The sequence below is a fragment of the Shewanella intestini genome (assembly GCF_018221465.1).
Classification (GTDB): Bacteria; Pseudomonadota; Gammaproteobacteria; order Enterobacterales; family Shewanellaceae; genus Shewanella; species Shewanella intestini.
Window position 1 is genome coordinate 1 of sequence record NZ_JAAIKR010000009.1, and the last position, 25,121, is coordinate 25,121.

General features: G+C 42.5%; 17 protein-coding genes, 1 pseudogene and 1 riboswitch. Of the genes and pseudogenes, 13 read left to right on the forward strand and 5 right to left on the reverse strand.

Translation table 11 applies throughout. The features are described from left to right. Positions 1-231: 231 nt before the first annotated feature. Positions 232-375, forward strand: a pseudogene (locus tag G3R48_RS10145) (transposase); the annotation flags it as partial. A gap of 142 nt (positions 376-517) precedes the next feature. Here G3R48_RS10145 and fusA read toward each other — a convergent pair. Both fusA and G3R48_RS10155 read right to left on the reverse strand, forming a co-directional pair. Further along, positions 518-2,602, reverse strand: coding sequence for an elongation factor G (gene fusA, locus G3R48_RS10150; protein ID WP_153664720.1), 2,085 nt, complete (start codon positions 2,600-2,602; stop codon positions 518-520). Positions 2,603-3,018: 416 nt separating this feature from the next. Continuing rightward, complete coding sequence (locus G3R48_RS10155; RefSeq protein ID WP_153664722.1) at positions 3,019-7,569, reverse strand: ATP-binding protein; 4,551 nt, start codon at positions 7,567-7,569, stop codon at positions 3,019-3,021. A gap of 125 nt (positions 7,570-7,694) precedes the next feature. Here G3R48_RS10155 and G3R48_RS10160 point away from each other — a divergent pair, with 125 nt between their 5' ends. The 11 genes from G3R48_RS10160 to G3R48_RS10210 all read left to right on the forward strand — a co-directional run bounded on the left by G3R48_RS10160 (position 7,695) and on the right by G3R48_RS10210 (position 19,810). After that, positions 7,695-8,606 carry a LysR family transcriptional regulator gene (locus G3R48_RS10160; RefSeq protein ID WP_153664724.1) on the forward strand — a complete coding sequence of 304 codons (912 nt, stop codon included), beginning with the start codon at positions 7,695-7,697 and terminating at the stop codon, positions 8,604-8,606. A 139-nt stretch (positions 8,607-8,745) separates the two neighbouring features. After that, positions 8,746-9,912 carry a pyroglutamyl-peptidase I gene (locus G3R48_RS10165; RefSeq protein WP_153664726.1) on the forward strand — a complete coding sequence of 389 codons (1,167 nt, stop codon included), beginning with the start codon at positions 8,746-8,748 and terminating at the stop codon, positions 9,910-9,912. Between the two features lie 307 nt (positions 9,913-10,219). Further along, positions 10,220-10,750: a SprT family zinc-dependent metalloprotease gene (locus G3R48_RS10170; protein ID WP_323741268.1), complete on the forward strand. Its 531-nt coding sequence runs from the start codon at positions 10,220-10,222 to the stop codon at positions 10,748-10,750. Positions 10,751-10,866: 116 nt separating this feature from the next. Further along, entirely contained in the window at positions 10,867-11,574 is a 708-nt protein-coding gene (locus G3R48_RS10175) for an endonuclease (protein ID WP_228497465.1), read from the forward strand. Positions 11,575-11,654: 80 nt separating this feature from the next. Continuing rightward, positions 11,655-12,398, forward strand: coding sequence for a 16S rRNA (uracil(1498)-N(3))-methyltransferase (gene rsmE, locus G3R48_RS10180; RefSeq protein WP_153664731.1), 744 nt, complete (start codon positions 11,655-11,657; stop codon positions 12,396-12,398). 59 nt (positions 12,399-12,457) lie between these two features. Then, the gene (gene gshB, locus G3R48_RS10185) at positions 12,458-13,408 is read left to right on the forward strand and encodes a glutathione synthase (protein ID WP_153664733.1); all 951 of its coding nucleotides are present in this window, start codon (positions 12,458-12,460) and stop codon (positions 13,406-13,408) included. A gap of 9 nt (positions 13,409-13,417) precedes the next feature. Continuing rightward, a complete protein-coding gene (locus tag G3R48_RS10190) occupies positions 13,418-14,818 on the forward strand; it encodes an alkaline phosphatase (protein WP_153664735.1) in 1,401 nt (466 codons plus the stop codon). 409 nt (positions 14,819-15,227) lie between these two features. Beyond that, positions 15,228-16,262, forward strand: a complete 1,035-nt coding sequence (locus tag G3R48_RS10195) for a methyltransferase (protein WP_212593310.1) — start codon at positions 15,228-15,230, stop codon at positions 16,260-16,262. Between the two features lie 182 nt (positions 16,263-16,444). Then, positions 16,445-18,109 carry a flagellar assembly protein A gene (locus G3R48_RS10200; protein ID WP_153664737.1) on the forward strand — a complete coding sequence of 555 codons (1,665 nt, stop codon included), beginning with the start codon at positions 16,445-16,447 and terminating at the stop codon, positions 18,107-18,109. 23 nt (positions 18,110-18,132) lie between these two features. Next, positions 18,133-18,510 carry a DUF4144 family protein gene (locus tag G3R48_RS10205; RefSeq protein WP_153664739.1) on the forward strand — a complete coding sequence of 126 codons (378 nt, stop codon included), beginning with the start codon at positions 18,133-18,135 and terminating at the stop codon, positions 18,508-18,510. A 115-nt stretch (positions 18,511-18,625) separates the two neighbouring features. After that, entirely contained in the window at positions 18,626-19,810 is a 1,185-nt protein-coding gene (locus G3R48_RS10210) for a site-2 protease family protein (RefSeq protein ID WP_153664741.1), read from the forward strand. 31 nt (positions 19,811-19,841) lie between these two features. Here the strand turns inward: G3R48_RS10210 and G3R48_RS10215 are convergent, their stop codons facing one another. The 3 genes from G3R48_RS10215 to G3R48_RS10225 form a co-directional block, all read right to left on the reverse strand. Next, positions 19,842-20,972, reverse strand: coding sequence for a succinylglutamate desuccinylase/aspartoacylase family protein (locus G3R48_RS10215; RefSeq protein WP_153664743.1), 1,131 nt, complete (start codon positions 20,970-20,972; stop codon positions 19,842-19,844). Between the two features lie 30 nt (positions 20,973-21,002). Then, complete coding sequence (gene lysC / locus G3R48_RS10220) at positions 21,003-22,379, reverse strand: lysine-sensitive aspartokinase 3 (protein ID WP_153664745.1); 1,377 nt, start codon at positions 22,377-22,379, stop codon at positions 21,003-21,005. Positions 22,380-22,513: 134 nt separating this feature from the next. Then, a riboswitch (Lysine riboswitch) is annotated at positions 22,514-22,689 on the reverse strand. A gap of 627 nt (positions 22,690-23,316) precedes the next feature. Beyond that, the gene (locus G3R48_RS10225) at positions 23,317-23,751 is read right to left on the reverse strand and encodes a DUF3293 domain-containing protein (RefSeq protein WP_153664747.1); all 435 of its coding nucleotides are present in this window, start codon (positions 23,749-23,751) and stop codon (positions 23,317-23,319) included. Positions 23,752-24,396: 645 nt separating this feature from the next. Here G3R48_RS10225 and arcA point away from each other — a divergent pair. Beyond that, the gene (arcA, locus tag G3R48_RS10230) at positions 24,397-25,113 is read left to right on the forward strand and encodes a two-component system response regulator ArcA (RefSeq protein ID WP_153664749.1); all 717 of its coding nucleotides are present in this window, start codon (positions 24,397-24,399) and stop codon (positions 25,111-25,113) included. The last annotated feature ends 8 nt before the right edge of the window (positions 25,114-25,121 follow it).

Here is a 25,121-nt window from a genome sequence, read left to right on the forward strand (position 1 = left end):
GCCACGCTCGGTGTAGATTCTCAGGTTCGAGCAATTGTTGAAATAAATCGCTGTTGAAGGCCGGTTGCATAACAATACGCTGCCGATAGTCGGTACTAACATGCCACCCATAATTAATATAAGTAACACGACTCAATTCTAATGTATGGCTTGATAGACTGGTAATCCCCCGAAAAATAATCGCTGCTAAAAGTAGAATTTTCTCGTAAATTAAACACAGGATATTCTGCAATGAAAAAATCACGATACTCGGATAGTCAAATCATCACTATCCTCAAGCAATCAGAGGCTGGCACCCCTGTACCTGAACTTTGTCGAGAACATGGTATGAGTAGCGCCACATTTTATAAGTGGCGAGCTAAATACGGCGGGATGGTTACAGGGTAACTGTCAGATCAAGTCTAAGCTAGTACAAGCAAGCATGAGTATCACGACCAGAACCAATCAACATTCTTTTAGACATAAAAAAACCGCTGCAAAGGCAGCGGTTTTTTTAATTAAAGCGTTTAGTTAAGAATTACTTCTTAGCTTCACGTTCTTTAACTTCAGCAATGACTTTTTCAGCAACACTGTTTGGACATGGTGCGTAGTGAGCGAATTCCATAGAGAATTGGCCACGACCAGATGTCATAGTACGTAGTGAACCGATGTAACCGAACATTTCTGATAACGGTACGTCAGCTTTAATACGAACACCAGTAACACCCGCCATTTGGTCTTTGATCATACCACGACGACGGTTAAGGTCACCAATAACGTCACCTACGTTGTCTTCTGGGCTGAATACGTCAACGTTCATGATAGGCTCAAGAAGTTGCGCACCGGCTTTAGGCATAGACTGACGGAATGCACCTTTAGCTGCGATTTCGAACGCGATAGCTGACGAGTCAACTGCGTGGAAAGCACCATCAGTAAGTTCTAGTTCAACGTCTAACACAGGGAAACCAGCAACAGTACCGGTGTTCATCATGCTAGCGAAACCTTTTTCTACTGCAGGCCAGAATTCTTTAGGTACGTTACCACCAACAACTGATGATTTGAACGTAAAGCCAGAGTTTTGCTCGCCAGGACGGATTACATAGTCAATTTTACCAAATTGACCTGAACCACCAGACTGTTTCTTATGCGTGTAGCTATCTTCAGTTACTTTAGTGATAGTTTCACGGTAAGCAACTTGAGGCTCACCAACAATTAAGTCAACACCGTAAGTACGCTTAAGGATGTCTACTTTAATGTCTAAGTGAAGCTCACCCATACCTTTTAGGATGGTTTCGCCTGAATCTTCGTCAGTTTCTACGCGGAAAGATGGATCTTCTGCAATCATTTTACCGATAGCGATACCCATTTTCTCACTGCCACCTTTATCTTTAGGCGCTACAGCGATAGAGATAACTGGCTCTGGGAATACCATTGCTTCAAGAGTACAAGGATGTTTAACATCACATAAAGTGTGACCAGTTTGAACATTCTTCATACCAACGATAGCGATAATGTCACCAGCTTGAGCTGAATCTAATTCGTTACGCTCATCAGCTTGCATTTCAACCATACGACCAACACGCTCAGTTTTACCTGTAGCAGAGTTAAGGATGGTGTCACCTTTCTTGATCTTACCAGAGTAGATACGTACGAAAGTTAATGCACCAAAACGGTCATCCATGATTTTAAATGCTAACGCTTTGAATGGCTCGTCAACAGAAACTAAAGCGTGTTCGCCTGTTTCGTTACCTTCTTCATCAGTAAGAGGTTGTGGATCAACTTCAACTGGATCAGGTAGGTAATCAACAACAGCATCAAGAAGAAGCTGCATACCTTTGTTTTTAAACGCAGAACCACAATAAGTAGGGAAGAATGCCATTGTACGAGTACCCTTACGGATACAACGCTTGATGTCTTCCATAGATGGCTCTTCGCCTTCCATGTAAGCTTCCATTAGATCGTCGTCTTGCTCAACAGCAGTTTCGATTAGCATTTCACGGTATTCTTCTACCTTGTCTACCATATCTGCTGGAACGTCTTCGATTTTGTAGTTTTCTGCTTGTCCAGTTTCATCCCATACCCATGCTTTACGAGTAAGTAGATCAACTACACCAGAGAATTCGTCTTCGATACCAATCGGTAAAACCATAACCAATGGGTTAGCCGCTAGTACGTCTTGAGTTTGCTTAACAACGCGTAAGAAATCAGCACCCATACGGTCTAATTTGTTTACGAAGATGATACGAGCAACTTCTGATTCGTTCGCATAACGCCAGTTAGTTTCTGACTGAGGCTCAACACCACCAGAACCACAGAATACACCAACACCGCCATCAAGCACTTTAAGAGAACGATATACTTCAACAGTGAAGTCAACGTGGCCTGGAGTGTCGATAACGTTAAAACGGTGGTCATTCCAGAAACAGCTTACTGCTGCAGACTGAATAGTAATACCGCGCTCAGCTTCCTGTTCCATGAAGTCAGTTGTAGATTCGCCATCATGAACTTCACCGATCTTATGGATCTTACCGGTTAGCTTAAGGATACGCTCGGTGGTCGTGGTTTTACCCGCGTCAACGTGAGCGAAGATACCAATGTTTCTGTATTTTGATAATTCGGTCATGATTCAACTTTAATGATTAGTTTAAGAAGTAGACGGAGTATGCGAAAAAGTACCGACACACCGCTCATCAGGTTATTTAAGGCGCATATTGTAAATTGGAACCTTGCAACACGCAAACAGCAGTTGCGATATTTCTGCATTTTTAATAAAAAAAAACCGCTTTATTAGTAGATATTAGATATAAAACAAGCAACTAAAAATAATCGATTATTTTTTAAGCATTATTATTTTTTTTACTGACAATGGCTTTTAACCGCGACAAGAGGATATTTCCGCTTTTTGGGTCGCCGTTATGCCTAGCGAATAACACCTAAGTTATTAACATCTGTCATTTAGCGCGAAAAAAATACCCGCCATTGGCGGGTATTTTCATTGGTTTATTGCAGCTTAGTGCTGCACTTTAGACAGCAGGAAGCTTACTCAACCGGTGAGATAACAAACAATAAGTCACCTTGTGATACTTGCTGACCATTACTGTTAAGAATACGCTCAATACGATATTGCTTATCAGCTGGGTATAACTCCGCATCTTTTCGGTTAAAGCCTGCCAATGTCAGCTGTGAGAACATCTTCATCGCTTCTGTTAGTGCCAGAGTTTGATCAAGTGTGACCACATCACCTTCTTTAACAAAGTCTGCTTCACCTGGCGCTGGAGAGGTATAGAAAATACCTGCACCTTGAGCCAATACTTTTAGTTCATTACTTTCACCAACTCGTAATGATTCAGTATCAACAGCTTCGGTTTCCGCTGCGGCTTCCATTTCTTCAATCAATGCTGGCACGTCTAATTCAGCCATTAATTTAGGCAGATAATTCGTGTCATATACACCTTCGTTGAAGGTTGCATCAGTTAGGATACGTTTAAGTAACGGAATATTGGTTGCAATACCACGAATAACCACACTGTCTAAATAATCGTACATTTTCTTGACGACTTCAGCACGGTTAGTGCCGCGGATAATAATCTGCGCAATTAAGCTATCGTAATATGGCGAGACTTCAGTTTCTGAGTCAGCAATTGAGATAATCTCAATGTCATCACGCTCAGGCATAATGCATTCAATAATTTTGCCTGGATTTGGCATTAACTGCAGTACGTTATTGCTATCAAGCTCAGCCTTTTCTGCAGTCACACGAACTTCCATCGCGTAGCCTTGATCAACCGGCTGTAAATCTTCAATTGAACGGCCAGCAGCAATATCAAATTGCGCGCTCACGATATCAATACCCGATGTTGCTTCAGTAACAGGATGCTCTACTTGCAGACGCGTATTCATTTCCATGAAGTACACTTCGTTAGCATCAAGGTTGTAAATAAATTCAACCGTACCCGCACCCATGTAGTCTGTGGCATTACCCAAAGCACGCGTATATTCAAGTACTTTTTCTTTTAGCTCAGCAGGTAACATGGTCGACATTGATTCTTCAATGACTTTTTGGTTGTTACGTTGCACAGAACAATCACGAATGCCCAATACTTTGGTGTTGCCAAATTTATCACGCAGTAATTGCACTTCAATATGACGCAAAGAAGTCACGTATTTCTCAAGGTATAAATCGCCATTACCAAATGCGGCAGCCGCTTCGGTTGATGTTTGCTGGAATAATGCAATCATATCTTCAGGACGTTCAACAACCTGAATCCCTTTACCGCCACCACCTTGTACCGCTTTAAGCAATACAGGGTAACCAATTTCAAGCGCCACGTTCACCGCTTGTTCAGCGTTGGTTAGAATACCGTGAGAACCTGGTACAACTGGTACATTTTGCGCTTGTGAAGTTTTAATCGCGTTCGATTTATTCCCCATTGTGGTCATTGAGTAAACGCTTGGGCCAACAAAGTTAACGCCGTTATTTACACACAATGCAGCAAATTGTGGACTTTCTGAAAGGAAACCAATCCCTGGATGCAGGGCGTCAACTTCTTCATATTCAGCCACTTTTAATACCGAATAGGCATTCAAATAACTTTCATCTGAAGTGTTACCACCAATACAAACCAGCTTATCGTTGTCTTTTAGCATATTCGCTGGCACTGATGTCATATCAGGGTCAGACGCAACAAGTACTACTTTAATATCATTGTCATGCGCTTTACGGATAAGTTTAACCGCCGTACAACCTCGGGCGTGAACCAATACTTTATCAATGGGTTTCATCAGCTCACGCGGGTCATCTTGTACAATTTCGTCATCCACTTCCACGCGCTCAGGCACGATAGTCGATAACGCATGACCAATCACTTCTTGAATGCTTGCGTTTGGCATTGGCATCATTGGGTCGATGCTTGATAGCTGGCTATTTAAGGTTTCGCAGAATGGGTTATCAACAAGACCGTTCATCGCGCCCGGTACTTTTGATAAGTAGTTAGACAGTGTTGATGTTGACGGTAGGTATGCAGGTACCACCATTTGCCCAGCAAACGGCATATTTGTCCCTGAAAGGTAATATGTTTGCACTAACGGGTGAGTCACAAAACTGGCTTGTGCGCCGCCGGTACAGTCACCAAAACCAAACATTAATACTGGCAGTTCGTTATCACGAATAAAGCGAGTAATCCGGTCATTTACCACCGCCATTGAGAACAATGCAGCAGCACCTTCTTTGGTTTGCATTCCGCCTGAGCTAATGAAACAAATCACGGGCAATTTACGTTTAGCACACTCAATTAATAGTGAGCTAAATTTCTCGGCACTGGCCATATCAAATGCGCCGGCTTGGAATGCAGTGTTCGACACAGCAACACCGACGCGCAGTTTTTGATCGCCTTCACCAAAGTCAGCTAAACCGGTAATTAATCCACAAGGACGCACGCCACGGTCAATCGCATCTTCAATTGAAAGACGAAAGCCGGGGAAAGTCAGTAAGTTAGCAGACATCTTGTCACTATCAATTTCATCAAACTGAGTGAAGAATTGATTGATGACATTTTCCCAACCCATTTTGCCTTGTTTCTTTTCAGCACGAAGCACTTTTTGGATCAGTAAATCTTGATACCCCATCGTTAAACGGTTCCAGAAGTCTTTACGACGACCAATACGCACAGGGTTAATCGTGCCAGTATACTTGTCGTGCTCATCTTCACTGTCAAAATACTCTGGCAGTAAACGCTCGAAGAAGTAAGTCAAGATAACAAACAGCGAATCGTTTAATTGTGGGAATCCCACACTCTTCCATTGCTCAACTCGGGTTAATAACTCAGCGCGGTTTGATTGCGCCATAAAGAATTTAAGCCACTTGTAGAACTTCGCTTTGTCGTTTGCAACGTGGTTATTAGACATCGCACTGTCGATTGACTTATGCAATAAGCTATCAACTGACTCACGAGCTAAGCTTTTCGCCATCATCGCTTCTTTAGAGATAGACGCTAAATTGCCCACCACATTGTCATACAAAGCATTAAAGATAAGAATGTTATGACATTGCCAAATAAAGTCTTCACGCAGCTCGTCATTAACAACCACATCCAGCACGGTCAGTTCATTAAGTTCAGGCCACTGTGCTTGAGTTTTTTCAGCAGGTAATGACTCAAGATACTCAATTAAGCCTTTGAAGTTATTTTCTGCATTGCTTTTCCAGCGGTGGTACAGCGACCAACTGATGTTAAACAATAATGCCTTACGTGCTTTTTTATAATTCTCTTTCGGCTCACCTAAGATAAAGCGTGTAAGCATGTTACGCTCAGTTGAAATTTCGCTTCGCTTAGCAGCAAAATTAGTCCACAACTTGTTCAATTCTTCGTCATAAACCAGTTTATCTGGGTTTGTTAACCAAGACTGGAATACACGTTCTTGCTCCTGAGCGATACGTTCAAGTAAATCCCCTTCTGGTACGCTGACTTTCGACAAGCGACCATATTGGTCTTGAGAGATAGAATGAATACGGCTACGCAGCGTAAGATAACGTAAATAACGGTATGCACTACCAAAAATGTTGTGGTGCATGGTAGGGTTATTCGCAATCGCTAAACCGGTATTACTTTGAAGGGTCATCAGGTTTTCAGACGGTCTTAAAAAACGCTCCAAACTACGTTCATAATGCTCTTTTAAGTCACCAGATTCACGAACAAAGTTCATTGCTGCACGCTCAACGGCTTCTACCGAGCTAATAATCGCTCGACGTAAGTTATGTTGGCGTTCATCACGGTCAATTGGAGAGAAATCAATAATGCCGTCAATACAACCGGCGGTATATAGCTCTTCAGGTGAGACGCCCACTGATTTCGCACATTCTTGCCAAGATAAGTTGTATTTACGGGCAATACTTTGTAACCCTTGAGGTTGAATCGTATTGAAAATACCATCACGCACTGACAATAAAATATTTGCCGCAGCTAATGGAATTGCGCCGCCAGAGTAACCTGCGCCGACCACAATACCCACTGTAGGTACGTCAACGTTGGCACTTTCAGCAATCGCTTTTGAAATAGTGTGTGCTTGGTTATGGCTATTAGCTGCTTCGCCTGCATCAGCACCTGGAGTGTCAATCAGGTAAACGATTGGCATAGCCAATTCAGCAAAATGACGAATCGCTTTACACGCTTCTAAATGATGCTCTGGCATCCAAGCACCATTGGCAGTTGAACGTTCTTGAGCAATAAAGCCAACGCGGCGACTACGTGCGCCAAAGTCCAATTCAACTTCAGCGCTATAAAATGCACCTTGATGATTCTCCGCAATAAGTTTGCCTTTAAGATCGGCAATCATTTTCTTAGCCCCAAAACGATTTTTGTCTTGGGTCGGCTGAATCACTTGATTGACGTAACCGTCAACATCTAAAGAGGCCAATTCTTTTAGATTTATTTGAATAGCATCGTCAGATAATAATCCTTTAATTTCTTCAGATAACGTTTGCTTACTGTGAGCAGGAAATAACGAAAAATCCTTGGCCAAATGCTCCGCTTGTAAGAATAAAGGGTCAGCCGAAACGGTAGGTGCCGTATTTACGGGCTGCTTATTACTGGTCATAGCAAGATCCTCTGCTTTATATAGCCACTGAAAATTTTAACGCGTAAATATAACTTTGTTGTGAGCTTAATTACCATTAAACTACCTTGGACGCTTTGTTCCAAAAATGAGACAGTGAGGCCAAAATGCCCGATTTGAACGGTATGATGCTGTTTGCAGCGGTGGTGAGAGCAAAAGGATTCTCGCAAGCAGCACGAGACATCGGACAACCTAAATCGACAATTAGTCGAAAAGTTGCCCAATTAGAGGAGCAACTTGGGGTGAGATTATTACAACGAGACACCCGAAATTTGAGTTTAACTCAAGTTGGTGCCATGTTTTTTCAGCATTGTGAATCGATAAGTGAAGAAATAGATGCCGCAAAAGCGACCATTGAAAACACCCACAGCGATGTATCTGGGTCATTACGAATTGCCATCCCGGTGTCATTTTCTCAGGATGTTATTGGGCATTTATGTTCTAGCTTTATGCGCTTAAATCCCAATATCGAACTCGACATTCAATTTACTGATAACGACGTAAGTTTGGTGGGTGAAGGTTACGATATTGCCATTAAATATGGCCCGTTACAGTCATCAGATTTGGTCGCCAAATTGTTATTTGAACGCCAACCTATTTTAGTTGCCAGTCCAAGTTACTTAAAAAAACATGGCACTCCTGCAACGCCGCAAGAGTTAACTCAGCATGATGGCATATTACTGGGTACACGCTTATCTGCGCCAATTTGGCCATTGGGCAAAGGTAACCGAAAAATGATGGCCACCTTTAACCGTAAAATAAGGGTCAATTCAGCCAACATGGTTAAACGCTTTGCTATGGATGATCATGGTATAGCCATGTTATCAAATACCAGTTGTAAACAAGAAATTGCCGCAGGCACTTTACAACCTATTTTACAAGAATGGCCAATGGAAGCCTTTAAGATTTACGGCGTTTATTCAAGCCGAAGACAATTGGCGACCAATATTAGTGCCTTTTTAGACTTTTTCAGTAAACGCTATAGTAGCCAAGAATCATTGAACACATTGATGAACTAATCACAGCACTAATTTTATGTTATAAATAAATGTTATCAATCAATTCGGTCTCATTCAGATGCGCTTAACGGGCCAATTGCTCACCTTCCACAATAGATAAACAGCACTTGCTGCACCAGCAAGCATTTAGGGAACAAACATGAATAAACACAATACCCTTTGTTGGACTCTCGGCTCTTTAATGCTGCTTGTATCCTCTGCATTAGCGGCTCAAACAGCCTTAGATGTAGAAGAGCAACGTATTGAAGCCGCTACAAGTCATCTGCCAGAAGTGGTCAACCGTTATGACAGCCAAGTTAAGTCACTCAAAAACACCTTTAGTCAGGCAACGGACGAGCTAAAAGTGACCCAAGCCATCGCAAAACAAGGCCAGTTGTTATGGCAACAAGCAGTGCGCGATGTACAAGCTGACAATAATGACGACCGCCCGCTGTATTGGAGCCGTTTGCAAATGCGCAGCGCGCTTAAACAAGCCAATAGCGGCTTTAACATTGCAAAATGGCAACGTAATATTTTGGTTAACGCCGTTGAAAAATCATCACGCGGGTTTAGTGACATTCATTTTAAACCTGAAACCCAAATCAAAATTTTAGTCACCGGCTTTGATCCGTTCTTTCTCGACAAAGACATTAGCCAAAGCAACCCATCAGGCCTTGCGGCTTTAGCCTTAGACGGATACACGTTCAATATTAATGGTAAACAAGCACAAGTCGAAACTGTGATGATCCCAGTGCGCTTTGCAGACTTTGATAATGGCATTATTGAGTCGCTACTGACGCCATTTTTTCGAGATAAAAGCATTGATATGGTGTTCACCATTAGCATGGGACGCAGCGATTTTGACTTAGAACGTTTTCCAGCGCGTAACCGCAGTGCTGACGCACCAGACAATTTAAACGTTTTCACCGGCGCAACAGCAACCAAACCGATTGCACCATTATTTAATAATGGCACCCTCAACGGCCCTGAGTTTATGGAATTCTCACTCCCCGCTGACGCAATGGTGGCAGTGAAAGGTAAATGGAAAACCAACGACCATCATCAAGTGAGCACCTTATCTGGTGGGCAATTTAACGCGACCTCATTAAATCAGTTGCAACGAGCGACATCAGTTGAAGGTTCTGGCGGCGGTTATTTATCAAATGAAATATCTTACCGAAGCCTATTATTACGCTCGCAATTTAACTATGACATTCCTGTTGGACATATCCATACTCCAAGAGTAAAAGGATATGACGCCGATACTGAAGCAGATATTGTCGAACAAATTAGAGCTATGATTGGCGCAGCAGCGAGTACCTTATAGAGCAAATAGATAATGAAAAAGGAGGCTCAATTGAGCCCCCTTTTTCATTTAAACGATAACGCTATCTTGTTAATCACTTAAACCCTACTTTATCGTCCTCTGCTGTTGCAGATAAAACATGTTAAATAGATATCAACAGTTAAATACTTCATAAACTCACTATCAATAATTGCTGATGCGTTGAGGTTGTAGCCAAGATTAATCACTGACAGTTGTTTTATTAGCGTGAATCGCTAACAGCGAGTTGCTAAACGCCGCCAAAAACTGCACGATAGCCGCCAATATGATTTAAAACGAACCCATTGCCGTGACAGCGTTAACCTCAACTCAACAGCAACAAGTACTAGCCAAAATAGAAGCTGATTATCAAGTTGCCGAATTAGCCTTAGCTAAATCATTTCCTCGCCCTAAAGTGGAATTTACTCTGCGTGGCAAAGCTGCTGGCATGGCACACTTACAACTAAACAAGTTACGCTTTAATCCGGTGCTATTAACCGAAAACTTTGACACTTTTATAGAGCACGTTATTCCTCATGAAATCAGTCACTTGTTGTGTTTCAGGTTATTTGGAAAGGTAAAGCCTCACGGGCGAGAATGGCAACACATTATGTACAACGTGTTTAAACAAGCCCCCAAAACCACGCACCAATTAGACATAAGCTCAGTTCAAGGTAAGCAATTTGACTACCAATGCGAATGTGGTGTGGTAACGCTGAGTATTCGCCGTCATAACAAGGTGATCCGCGGCGAAATGCAGTACCGCTGTCGTCGCTGCGGCCACACATTACAAGCTGTAACCAATCACCAAGCAATGATCAGTGCGGCTAAAATTGATTAATCGCATTGCATAGGAAAAAACAATCCCTTACCATCTCGCACAAATTCGCTGGTATACCAGCAACCGTCCTTCATAAGTAGTAGAGTTACCCAAGCATGTTTAAACAATTTGTCTTAATGTCAGTATTGGCATTAACGTCTGTGGCTATTGTTTCTCCGGCTGTTGCCGCCAAACACCCAAGCAGTTTTAGCCAAGCCAAACGCCTTGCAAAAAAAATCTATCAACAACTGCCCCAGCAAACCTTTTACTGTGGATGTGATATCAAAATTAACGGTAAATTATGGCAACCAGACTTAGCCAGTTGCGGTTATCAAGTACGCAAACAAGTTCGCCGTGCTAACCGTATTGAATGGGAACATGTTGTCCCAGCTTGGGAAATGGGGCACCAACGCCAATGTTGGCAAGATGGTGGCCGCAAAAATTGTGGCCGCACTGACAAAAAATTTAAGCAAATGGAATCTGACTTGCACAACTTAACCCCATCCATTGGTGAAGTGAATGGCGATCGCAGTAATTTCCGTTTTAGCCAATGGAATGGTAAACCTAAGCAATACGGACAATGCCAAATGTTGGTCGATTTTAAAGCCCGCAAAGTACAGCCGCCACAACAAAGCCGTGGGGCGATTGCTAGAACTTATTTCTATATGCAGCAAACCTACGGCTTTAAACTCGCAGCGAGTCAACGAAAATTGTTTAATGCATGGAATAACGCTTATCCTGTCACGGCAGCAGAATGTCAACGAGACCGCTTAATTGCAAATACACAGGGTAATCATAATGAATTTGTGAACAAACAATGCCAAAATCGAGGTTTAAGTCACTAGTTTACCCGTCATTGGCTAACGTATAGCTTGTCATTGATAATATGAAACAGATCAACAACCCAAGCACAGAGCAAAATGCAATGAAAGCACCCAGAATATATCAACCTAGCCAAGATATTGCCGTTGGGCAATCTATCGCCCTTGATGACGATGGTGTGGCACATATTGGCCGCGTATTACGTATGGGTGAAGGCGAACACCTAAAATTATTTAATGGTGACGGTAATGATTACTTAGCTCAAATCACCCAAGCCAGTAAAAAGTCACTCACTGTTGAAGTGCTTAGCAGCCAAGTCCGTGAAAATGAATCACCACTTAATATCCATTTGGGGCAAGTGATCTCACGCGGCGACCGCATGGATTTCACTATTCAAAAATCAGTTGAATTAGGTGTTAGTACTATTACGCCACTGTTCTCAGACCGCTGCGGGGTTAAACTCACCGGTGAGCGTTTAGCCAAAAAAACGGCCCAATGGCAAAAAATAGTCATCAGCGCTTGTGAACAATCGGGGCGCAGTTATGTACCGATTGTTCGCCCAGCAATGCAGTTACACGATTGGTGCGCCGAGTCTACCGCGGCAATAAAACTTAACTTACATCCGCGCGCATCGCACGGTATAAATGGGTTAACATTAACCCCTGATAATAATAATCGCGTGCGATTACTTATTGGCCCAGAAGGCGGCTTATCGGCAGAAGAAATTGCCATGACAGAGCAATATCAATTTACTGATGTATTGCTTGGCCCACGGGTATTACGCACTGAAACCGCATCGTTAACGGCAATTACAGCATTACAAGTCAACTTTGGAGATATCGGCTAGCAATATTTTAGCTAGTCACACTGTCTTATTAACAAATGACACCATTAAAGGATAACAACATGATTAAGCTCGGTATTGTGATGGACCCCATCAGCGACATTAATATTAAAAAAGACTCAAGCTTTGCGATGTTATTGGCAGCGCAAGCGCGTGGTTATCAGCTTTTTTACATGGAAATGCACGACCTTGCGATGGTAAATGGTGTAGCAATGGCAAATATGCGCCCATTAACGGTTGAGAATAACCCACAAAAGTGGTTTGAATTAGGTGAACCCAAAGACACCCCGATTGCGGATCTTGATGTAGTACTGATGCGCAAAGACCCACCATTTGATACCGAATTTATCTACGCCACTTATATGCTTGAACGTGCTGAAGATGCCGGTACATTAATCGTCAACAAGCCACAAAGTTTACGTGACGCCAATGAAAAGCTATTTACCGCTTGGTTTTCAGAATTCACCCCTGAAACTATCGTTACCCGCGATGAAAAACGCATCCGCGCTTTTCATCAATTAAAGGGCGACCTTATTTTAAAGCCGCTTGACGGTATGGGCGGCACGTCAATTTTCCGCGTCAAAGAAAAAGACCCTAATCTTGGGGTGATTATTGAAACGCTCACTCAGCACGGTCAACAATACGCCATGGCGCAAGCGTTTATCCCAGATATCACCTCAGGCGACAAACGCATTTTAGTTGTTGATGGCGAACCAGTACCCTACTCATTAGCGCGCATTCCAATGAAAGGCGAAACCCGTGGTAATTTAGCCGCTGGTGGCAGCGGTGTACCTCAACCGTTGTCTGAAAGCGACTGGCATATTGCCCGCACCATTGGCCCTGAGCTTAAAAAGCGTGGCTTAATTTTCGTTGGTTTAGATGTCATTGGCGACAAGCTAACAGAAATCAACGTCACCAGCCCAACCTGCATCAAAGAAATTGAAGCGGCTTATGATGTCGATATTACTGGCATGCTAATGGACGCGATAGAAGCACGTATTAAAGCAAAATAAAGGATTATTATGCGTTTAACGACACTACTGGCACTAGGATTAAGTTTTCTCGTTAGTGGGATAACACAGGCTGCAGACACAGTTAACCAACTTGCACCACAATATTACGGTCAAAACAGCCATTCAACACTGCCGACTGTACCGAAAAATATTGTGGTCATGATTGGTGATGGCATGGGGCCAGCTTACACTACGGCCTACCGTTACTATAAAGATAACCCTGAGACTCAAGAAATTGAGCAAACAGTGTTTGACCGTTTATTAGTCGGCATGTCATCAACGAATCCTGCGCCGAGTAGTGGCTTTATTACGGATAGCGCCGCCTCAGCAACTGCATTGGCTACTGGTTACAAAACCTATAACGGTGCCATTTCTGTCGATGAACAAAAGCAACCGTTACCCACCCTGTTTGAACTGGCCAAACAACGAGGGATGGCCACTGGCATAGCCGTTACATCACAAGTGAATCATGCTACCCCAGCCGCTTTTTTAGTCCACAATGAAAGCCGTAAAAACTACGTCGACATCGCTGAAGATTATTTGCAAACCGATGCCGATGTCATTTTAGGTGGCGGTCAACAATACTTCTCAGCAAAGCTATTAGAAAAGTTTATTGCGAAAGGTTATCAACATATCAGCGAATTCAGGCAACTCGCTGATGTAACTCAGCCTAAAGTCCTTGGTTTATTTGCTCCGGTGCAAATGCCGTGGGCTATCGATAAGCCTAACGCACACCAGCTGCGAACCATGACCCAAAAGTCACTTGAATTATTGTCGCAACATCAGCAAGGCTTTGTATTACTCGTTGAAGGCAGCCTTATAGATTGGGCGGGACACTCAAATGATATCGCCAGCGCGATGCACGAAATGGACGAATTTGCCGCCTCAATTGAAGTGGTAGAGCAATATGTTCGCACCCATAAAGACACCTTGCTCGTGGTCACTGCCGATCACAATACTGGCGGATTATCTGTCGGTGCTAACGGTGAATATGCGTGGAACCCTGCATTTTTGCAGCATGTCTCAGCCAGCCCGTGGTTGTTAGCTAAACAAGCATTCAATAACGAGCAATGGCAACAACCGTTGCAAAGTGCATTACAGGTTAAATTAACTGACACCCAATGGCAGCAATTAACCCAAGCTCGCAGCCAAGATGAAACAACATTAGTAACAGCAATTATCGATGTGATTAATCAACACTCCAATACCGGCTGGACTGGCCTTGGGCATACGGCTTCAGACGTACAAGTTTTTGCTACAGGCCCAGGTGCTAATCTGTTTATTGGCCATCAAGATAATACCGATATCGCCAACAATTTAATTAGCTTATTACCTAAATCACCGGCGGAAATCCCCCTTAAAAAACTTGCCGATACCCCCAAAGAACCGGAATTATCGACAGTTAAATAAACGGGTGAAATAACAACCCATGCCTGATACCCCTTTATATAAACGCCACATGATGAAGGTTGCGGTTAATCATGGCCAAAACAAAGGTACCCATAACGCCATTAACGCATCGGCGTTATTGGGTACATGCTCCCTTTACAACTCACGAGCATTAAAGCAAAGTACCATTACACTAATGCGTCATTAAGCAAGGTTACAGTGAAATCCGTGCGTGATAAACTCACGCACCTTTGCAAAAAAGAGTAATTCAACTAGGCCCGCTATATTGTTATCGCCTTAATACATTACATCGTTTTTAAATCCAAATGCTTGCTGCGCTGAAGTGATATCACCCGCGCGTCATTCATTTGTTACATTCCCCTTAGCAGTGAATTTCCTGCAATGGGTCAAATAAAGAGAGTTAATCATCGTGTTATCTAACCCATCACAAATCCTATTACGAAATATTGATTACGTTGCTCAAGATGACGTACTGTTGATTAACCACGAAGCAGATGATTTAGCCAAGCAGCTTTTAACTCAAGCTAAAAGTGTTACCACATTAGCACTAGACTTTAATCACTACCTCACCCTTAAAAAGGCCCTAGCGCCTCAATTAACCAGCCATTTTGGCCATCAATTACCTGCCAGCGACAACCCACAACAATTTGATACGGTGATCATTTACTTCCCTAAGGCAAAAGCATTAATCGGTTATTTAATTGAACTGGCAGCCCAACATTTAACCCCAGGCGGACAACTGATGATCGTCGGTGAAAATAAGGGCGGCATTAAGTCATTACCCAAATTAATGCCTGCGTATTTCTCTACGCCAGTAAAACGCGATAATGCGCGGCATTGCCTGTTATTTACTAGCCAGCTCATCAGCGAAGCACCAAGCGTAAATATCAACAATTGGGTAAGCCAATATCCGTTAGCGACACCTCAAGGCGAGATCACAATTTGTAATGCTGTTGGCACTTTTAGTGAGAAAAAACTCGACGCTGGCACCGAACTATTACTGCAACACTTACCCGATTTAAACGGCCAAGTACTTGACTTTGGTTGCGGCACTGGCGTTATTTCTGCCGCGTTATTGAAACAAAATCCAAGCTTAAAAATGAGCTGTATCGATATCAATGCTATGGCATTATTATCTTGCGAATTAACCTTAGCGGCTAACGATATGCGTGCTAACATTTATCCCTCTGACGGTTTTGCTCAAATCACTCAGCATTTCAACGCTATTGTTTCAAATCCCCCATTTCATGACGGACTTAATGCGACCACCGACATTGCCACCGCGTTTGTCAAAGACAGCGCAGCCCACCTAATACCACAGGGAATATGGCAAATTGTTGCCAATCGTCACCTACCCTATGCAGACACCATTGCACTACACTTTGATACATTTGATGTGCCAGCCCAAAATAACAAGTACAAACTATACGCCTGCCATGGTTAGCAATTATTTACTACCTACTTAGGTCTAAGTTTTTAATAAACAAACTTTAACATTCACAACCTAAGTGACTAGAGAAAAACGTTATTTTCCGTTAGATTACTTACCTGATAGTATTTTTGACAACCCCATGTTGGGGTTGTCAGCCTTAATACTAACCACTGAAAATAATAAAAAAGGCAATCATGTTAGCAACATCGGTAACCAGTTTAAGTGCTGATAACACGCAAGTTGAGCTGCGTATTATTCCTAATACTCACGGCCCTGTTACATCAGATGATATTCACACCTGCTTAACCCAACCTGACTTTGCCAAGCTCTGCCCTAATACCAGTGCTATTGCTAACGCTGTCGATGAAATAAACGGCATATACAACCAACCAAGTGGCGATCATGAGCTGTTTTTTATTATTGCCAACCGCAAAGATGGTAAGGTCAGCATAGAGGTCAGTGACGACAAAATGTCAGCCTCGATGACCTTAACCTCTGCTTGGGGTGGCACGGAAGTCACCTTGACTACGGTGCTTAAAACCTTAAAAGAACACAATATCAAAATGGGCTTAAGCAAACCCAAAATCCTTGCCTTAATTCAAAGCCTTGCAATACTACCGCCCGGTGAAACACGCACCGGTAACATGGCGAAAGGTAAGCCTGCCATTAACGGCAAAAATGCCTATTTAGTGCGTAAAGTCCCCTTAGCGCGTGAACGTTTATTACAACCACAAGAACGCGCCGATGGCAGTGTTGACATGCGCAACCTAGGCTCCATGATCACCGTTAAACCCAATGATATTTTAATGGTGAAACATCCCGTTACGGAGGGAGTTGAAGGCTACAATGTTCATGGTGACAAATTACTGCCAACACAAGGTAAAGACGTTGCATTAATCGTTGGTGACGGCACAGCTATCGCCAAGAATAACCCTCACCATTTACTTGCAATAAAATCGGGGCAACCTGTTGAAACCCAGCAAGGTATGCAAGTTGACGATACCTTGCAGATTAAAAATGTTGATGTAAATTACGGCCATGTCAATTTTCAAGGCAGTGTACTGATCACCGGTGACGTACAAGAAGGCATGCACGTTAAAGCCACAGGCGATGTTACCGTTATGGGGTTTGTCGACTCCGCTAATATTGAAGCAAAAGGCGATGTCATTGTCAGTAAAGGGATCATTGGCCGGCAAATAAAAGAAAGCGAATTAAGCACCACTATTAAGGCAAAGGGGCAAATTTGTGCCCAATTTGTGCAATATTCACACCTTGAAGCCGACGGTAATATTTTAGTCACCAAGCAGTTGCTTCATAGTCAAAGTTACTCAAAGCAAACCATTACCGTTAGCGATAAACAAGCGCGCCGCGGTGACATTGTTGGGGGGCGTGCACAAGCCGCTAAAGGCATTCACGCTGTCGCATTTGGTGCTACCGCCGGTACTAAAACAGAACTCTACTGCGCGATGGACAAAGAATTACTTAAAAGCCAATTAAAAGAGTTAGAGCAAAGCGTAAAGTCCTTAGTCGTTGTGGGGTTAGATCTAGAAGCGCGGCTTAGAAAGTTACCGCCAAAGGCCCAATGGCAAACTGACCCCGGTATGATTGAGCAAGTACAAATGATGTTAACGCAAAAGAAAAAGATATCAGCAGAGCGTGCAAAAGAAGAACAGCAACAGCAAGAGGTACTAAATGAGGTTAACGGCTACTTTAACCATTATTACATTCAAGCCAGTAAACATATCTTCACCAATGTTGAAATCAACCTTAGCAAAGCCAAGCATCGTACCCATCGAGAACACGGCCCTTGTATCGTAAAAAACATCAATAATGAAGTACAATTCAATTACAATAGTTAACGAAATAGGTCTAGACGTTAAATATGCAACCTCATCAACCTTCACGCTTTTCAGGAGCCCATATCCATTGGCCAATATTGATTCAATTGCATGATTCCGATGAGCTATTCCACCTTGAAGACCACCAGCAATGGCCAGCGTTTATCGCTCAAAACCAACACAACTTATTCAATCGCTTTTATATAAACGACAGCAAAGGTTCACGCTTTTACATCACTATCACCCAAGCAATATCATATCCACTTAAGCTAGAGCGAACTCAAGCACTAACAGTTAAGCAACTGACTCAAGCAGTACAAGCCTATGCCCAGTTGCAGCAGCAATGTTGTGCCAGTAAGCTTCAGATTACTAGCTTAGAACAAGCAATGACGTTAGTGCAGCAATTGACTCAAATCGATTAATCTTTTTGCACTTCAGCGGCATTCATCAACTCAGTTGTCACAACAATCGCTTCTATGGCATGAGCTTCTCTGGCAAAATACGCCTCCACAATAAGAATGGGATACTCGCACGGCAATGGAATTACTCAATATTGAATGCCTTGGCAAAAAACTTCGACTTGAAGGCTCTATGGCAGGTTGGCAACAATTATTTTGGGACAATCAACTGGTCTCACAAATGGCTGCAACCGTTGATGCACAAGCCCCCATTGAACACTGCTTCGAATTAGCAACCCAAGCCACAAAGCCATTAACAGATAATCACACCGGCACCGAAGCTGACAATGTTAGTCCAATAACGGTACGACTTATTTCCGAGGTGCAATGGCAACCATTTGAGCTTAATTACCAATTATGGGTTGATGATACACAAATCACGCAAGGCAAACGTAACACCCAAGATATTGAGCAACAAGTCCCAGAAGTCACACCACAAAAACCGCCAAGATTCAGCCTAGTTGGCCTCGCGTCTTTAGGGTTTAAATTATTAAAAAGTGCCAAGGTAGTAAAAACGCTTTTAGTTGGCGCCAGTGTGGCGGCGTATTCTTGGTTGTTTTCTATTGAGTTTGCACTGGCATTAATTGCCTGTTTGGTTTTCCATGAATATGGTCATATTCGGGCAATGAAATACTTCAATATGAAGACCAAGGGTATCTATTTAATCCCGTTTATGGGTGGATTAGCATTAAGTGACGAGCGCATTAATACTCGCTGGCAAGATGTGGTTATCTCCATTATGGGGCCGACATTTGGCTTGTTGATGTCACTTACATGTCTTGTGGCTTATTGGGTGACAGGTAATCTCTTTTTTGCGGGGTTAGCCACATTTAATGCCTTGCTTAACCTATTTAATTTATTACCTATTTTACCACTGGATGGCGGTCACATATTAAAAAGTATCAGCTTTTCAATGAATTCAGCCGTGGGGCTCATTGCCTGTATTGCAGGCGCTGCAATTGGCGTGGTTATTAGCTATAGCTTAGGTTTAGCACTATTAGGCTTTTTACTGCTAATTGGTAGTTTAGAAATTGTGTTTGAATGGAAAACAAGGCATCAAAGCCATTTATTACCGCTAGATCGTTACGGACAAATATTCTCTGCAGTGTGGTATCTGATCACTGTAGGTGCGTTAATTGGCATCATTTGGTATTTTGCTGGCCACGGCAACGACATGCTGGCACTGCCAATGGAAATCTTAAAAAGCTCACACACGCCAGCACAACAGATACAAGATTGCGCTGAGCTTTGTTCGTATTCATAACACTGACTCAGCTTTATTATGACCGATGTGTTTACAGCGAAAACACATTGGTCATCACTTTATAAAGCTCAGTACCTTGATGTACTGACGCCGATGCAAAGTGCAAAATCGGCACACAATCACAAGGTAAACTCACTGCGGTTAATGCGTATTCGCTGCCGTATTGATCAAGCCTAAGCAAGTTAACTAAGTTTTGCCCTGCAGCTAATGGCTTACCGACTGCTGCGCAATACTCCACCATCCCAGCCCTTGGGGCATGAAGTTTTTTATAGTCCGCTAAATAGCATCCCCAACGTGACATAACCTTTGGCGCAACATGTTCTTTAATCACCCCACGATGGCTCAAATAAGCCAAAATACCTAACGCATCTTGTTTGGCATCAACTAAATCAATCCGTTCTTGGCTAGCAAGCTCTAGCGTAAAAGCCGACACTGGCACATTAAAATTACGTCCAATTGAGGCGCAATATTGTTGCAACTGCCACCATGGATAAAATGCAGCTTCATCCATCGCGCCGCCAAACTCATTAGGAATAACTAACGCATAAGGAATCGAAAACCAACGGGCATCAGCCATATCATATTCAGGGCAATATAAGTGTTTAGCCGACTTAGGGCCGGTATGTAAATCTAAAACGATGTCAGCTTTGTGCGCCATTGACTGCAAAGTTAACGCTAACCGATGCCCGGTTGATACGCCCCAAGGTTGGGCTAATCGAGTCTGACAACTTGTGAGTAATTGCCCCCGAAAAGCGTCAAAGAGTTCATTATTGGTTAACTGTTGGTGCGCCTGATACCAAGTGGCGATATCGGCCACGACGGGACTATGGTCAAAGTATTCGCGATTCCAATTGATGCCGGTTATGGGGTCAAATCGACCTAAGGTAAACTCACCGCTTTTTTGATTGATACCCAATGGGTTTGCCAAAGGAACACAATGGATATCGCCAGCAATGGTGTAATTTTCTAATAAGCGCATTAATTGATAAATAACAGCATTACCTTGCACTTCTGCACCATGGACATTGGCTTGAATATAGACGCTAGCAGCTTGCTTATCATGTCCTTCAAATGTATAAACCGGCGCAGTTAAGCGCTGCCCTGTAGCCAATTCACCTAGTTCAACGCTAGACATAACCGCTTTTGAATCAATTACAGCCATATGCTGATTTGCCTTGTTAATCATATCTTGTTATTCAAATAAGTTTTGATGCAGTGAACTGACCACTTTTGCCGCTTCAGACTCGGCGACCAATACACATAAATTATGCGGACTGGCACCTTGGCAGATCATTCTGACATTGTGCTGTTCAAGCACTTGGAACACACGGCTACAAATTCCTGATGTTAGCGCAATTTTATTACCAATAATGGCCACTAACGCCAATTTATCTTCTACTCGTACGCGACAGTGTTGCGATAATTCTTGCAGTAATGCTTCACTTAACAACCCTTGTCCGCTTGTATCTGAACCGGTTTTATCTAACGTCAACGCCACATTGACTTCTGAGGTGGTAATTAAATCTACCGAAATCTTGTGCTTAGCTAAGGTCGTAAACGTGTGCGCTAAGAAACCTTGCGCATGCAACATTTGCAGGCTATGAAGGTTTAATAGTGTTTGGTCGCGGCGCAGTGCAACAGCCCTAAACACCGGCTCATCTTCCACTTGATGACGGATCCAAGTGCCGCCCTGCTCTGGTGCTTTACTTGAGCCAACAAACACTTGTATTTGCTGGCGCACAGCAGGCAAAATTGTCGCAGGGTGTAATACTTTCGCGCCAAAAGTGGCCATTTCAGCCGCTTCATTAAAGCTGATTTCTGCAATCGGGTGGGCATTTGGAGCAAGACGAGGATCGGTCGTATAAATGCCCGCAACATCAGTCCAAATTTCAACGGCATGTGCCGTTAATGCTTCTGCAAGTAACGCGGCTGAATAATCACTACCACCGCGGCCTAACGTGGTGGTTTGTTGCTGCTCATCTGCGCCAATAAAACCTTGGGTAACAATAATATTTTTAGTTAATAGCGGCATTAGCGAATCTTGGGCTAACGTTGCAATAGTCTCAATTTGAGGCTCAGCTTTACCAAATTGACTGTCAGTACGCATCACTTTTCGCACATCAAACATTTGCGATGCATGGCCTTTTTGTCGAATAACCGCAGCAAATAAAATCGATGAGCACTGTTCACCTGTGGATAATAATTCATCCATAATCGCTTTACTGCGTTGGTGAAGTAACGCCTCACTTAATTGAGCCATACGACTTAATATCGCTGCAATTTGCTCACTAACGGCTTCTGGTTCATGTAGCTTGGCAATAATGCGTTGTTGAACGCCATTGATCTCGGTTAATAATGTTTTACGGCGCTCATTATCTAAATTTGAGGTCAACTCCACTAACAGGTTAGTCACACCACTAGAAGCACTTACCACCACTAAACGCGTTTGAGCGTTAGCTAACACAATGTCAGCGCAGCGTTGCATTGCATCAAAGTCAGCAACAGATGTACCGCCAAATTTGGCAACAATAAGGTGAGATAACGGCTGGATAGGTTGTAATAATGCCATTAGACTATACCCTCTAATACAGAGGAAAATAGATTTAAAACAATAGAATAAAACATGAAATACACTCCGAACTCAAAACGTTCGAAGAGCCTGGTGCTAAGATAACGCACCCTTTAAGAAGGGAAACAGCAATCACCACCAGAAGCTCTCCACCAAAAAACAGGTGACAATCGCCAGGATTCAACCTGTACGACCGGTATTCAAAGGGCATCAACCTTAATTTACCTCGGCGCTAATCTCCCTCATAAGTCATCATCGGAATTGAGCTTCCTCAAACTTACTACCTAGCTAACGCTCCTCTTCTGTGTCTCCCTCAATGAAGGAAGGCAAGAAAAATACCAAGAATGTTGCTTAAAAGTCAATCAGCAATTGCTGCGGATGAGCTAAATTCATCAAATATACATTCACTTCAAACATAACCGACTATTGTAAACTAATCCTTATTATCCCACTTTTTCATCGCCGCCATTAGCCTTGGGTGCATGTCATTTCGGCCGATAAAAACGAAATCGGTGTAACGCAGATGGGAAAACCGGTTAAACATAAAATATCATCATCCAATCAACCGCGCTTATCAACCAATGCCCGATACAATCATCGTTAACACCTTGATATAAAAGCCAATTTATAAATACACGCAACGTTAAGCCAGCTTGCTTTACCGAGGTTAACCATCACCAGATGAAAAAGGCTGGGCAGTCATTTGATAGCGAGGTTGTGGTTAAGCTTGTTTTGAGTGAAGTGGTATTGTTAAAAAAGGAGAGAGAAATAGAGTTTGATGATGCGAACTTGTCGTCAGTGACTCTTTTTAACAAGCTCACATTAACTTGAGGGTCAATCATCAGCGGTTATGGTGTTATTTATTCATCATCAATAACAAATCACGCCATAAAAGCAGTAAAACATGCTTATTTAGGTAACTAAAAGGCTTTGTCGATTAACATTCAAAATCAGGCAGCTCACTGACCAAGCGTTGTCGCTGATCAAAGCGGCCAATCTCACACTCTAATTGTGGTGCTTGCCCACAAGCTAGTAACAATAATCTCCCCATCTCGACATAATAGATTGCCAACTGGTTAAATTTGCGACCTACCGCTAATGCCTGCTCTTTATCAATGAAAATAGCCCAGCTTTTCTCTTGATGAGATAAATCAGGCGATGCCCCATAAAGTGAGCGGTATGGTTGTTTGAACTGTTGGATAGTTTGTTGTAACTGACGATCTAATAAGCGGTTTTGACAAGAGGTCAACTGAGAACCAAAAGGATTACAAGCTGTAATAATTGCAAAAGAATGTTGATTTGATAAGCGCTGTGTTAATAAAAACTGGGTATGTTGGTAAGTTTGCCACAAGGTGGAATTCACATTATTCATATCTAAATTGTCTTTAAATGAGCCCAAAAGAGTGTAGCAGATAGATTTTGAACATGATAGATATGTGACAACAATCACAAGTTAACAAATATAAATGTAGTTAGCAATCAATGACTTAGCCACCATTAACCTTTTATGAACTTCTGATGTTGAAATATTATTAACATTTCATTTGTTAACAAATGCCTAAAACGAGTACAATATTCATCACTAGCTAATAATAAAATCAATGATTAATGTTGATACATTTGTACTGACAGTTATGATTTTTTTATAAAAGCTAAGTTTACACCTGTTTATTTCATGTTCTATATTTAAGATGAACATTAAATTAAAGAAATAAAGACGTTACTAGAGAACTTTACTGTTATTGTAGCGTCTTAGATATCGAGGTGTTAGACCAAATTTATTCGTATGTATCCACTTTCCGTCAACAACGATGTTGCCTCTTAGTTTACATACGAATGACAGTCTAAATAAATAACTAGATTTAGACAGCGTTTATAGCGTGTTTATATTCAAGGCAGACAAGTTTAAACACCATAAATATGAATATACGGCCCGCTTATTTAAAGGGAAAAAGTGGCGCTCAGCCCTAGCTGTTAAATGCTAGACCATGACTTTTTTAATTTTAGGTAAATTAATATGCAAAACCCGCACATTCTTATCGTTGAAGATGAAGCCGTAACCCGTAACACCCTTCGTAGTATTTTTGAAGCAGAAGGTTACGTGGTAACTGAAGCTAACGACGGTGCTGAAATGCACAAAGCAATGCAAGATAACAAAGTAAATCTTGTTGTAATGGATATTAACCTTCCAGGTAAAAATGGTCTGTTGCTTGCTCGTGAACTTCGCGAAATTAACAACATTGGTCTTATCTTCCTTACTGGTCGTGACAACGAAGTTGATAAAATTCTTGGTCTTGAAATTGGAGCTGATGACTACATCACTAAACCATTCAATCCACGTGAATTAACTATTCGTGCTCGTAACTTATTGACTCGTGTTAATAGCACCGGTATTGAGTCAGAAGAAAAAGGCAGCGTTGAATACTACCGCTTCAATGGTTGGAGCTTAGAAATCAACAGCCGTTCTTTAGTTAGCCCACAAGGCGAATCTTACAAGTTGCCACGCAGTGAATTCCGCGCAATGCTTCATTTTGTGGAAAACCCAGGTAAAATCTTAACGCGTGCAGACTTGTTAATGAAGATGACAGGTCGTGAACTTAAACCACATGACCGTACTGTTGACGTAACGATTCGCCGTATCCGTAAGCATTTCGAAAGCTTAGCTGACACGCCAGAAATCATCGCAACTATTCACGGTGAAGGTTACCGTTTTTGTGGCAACCTAGAAGACTAATTTTTCTA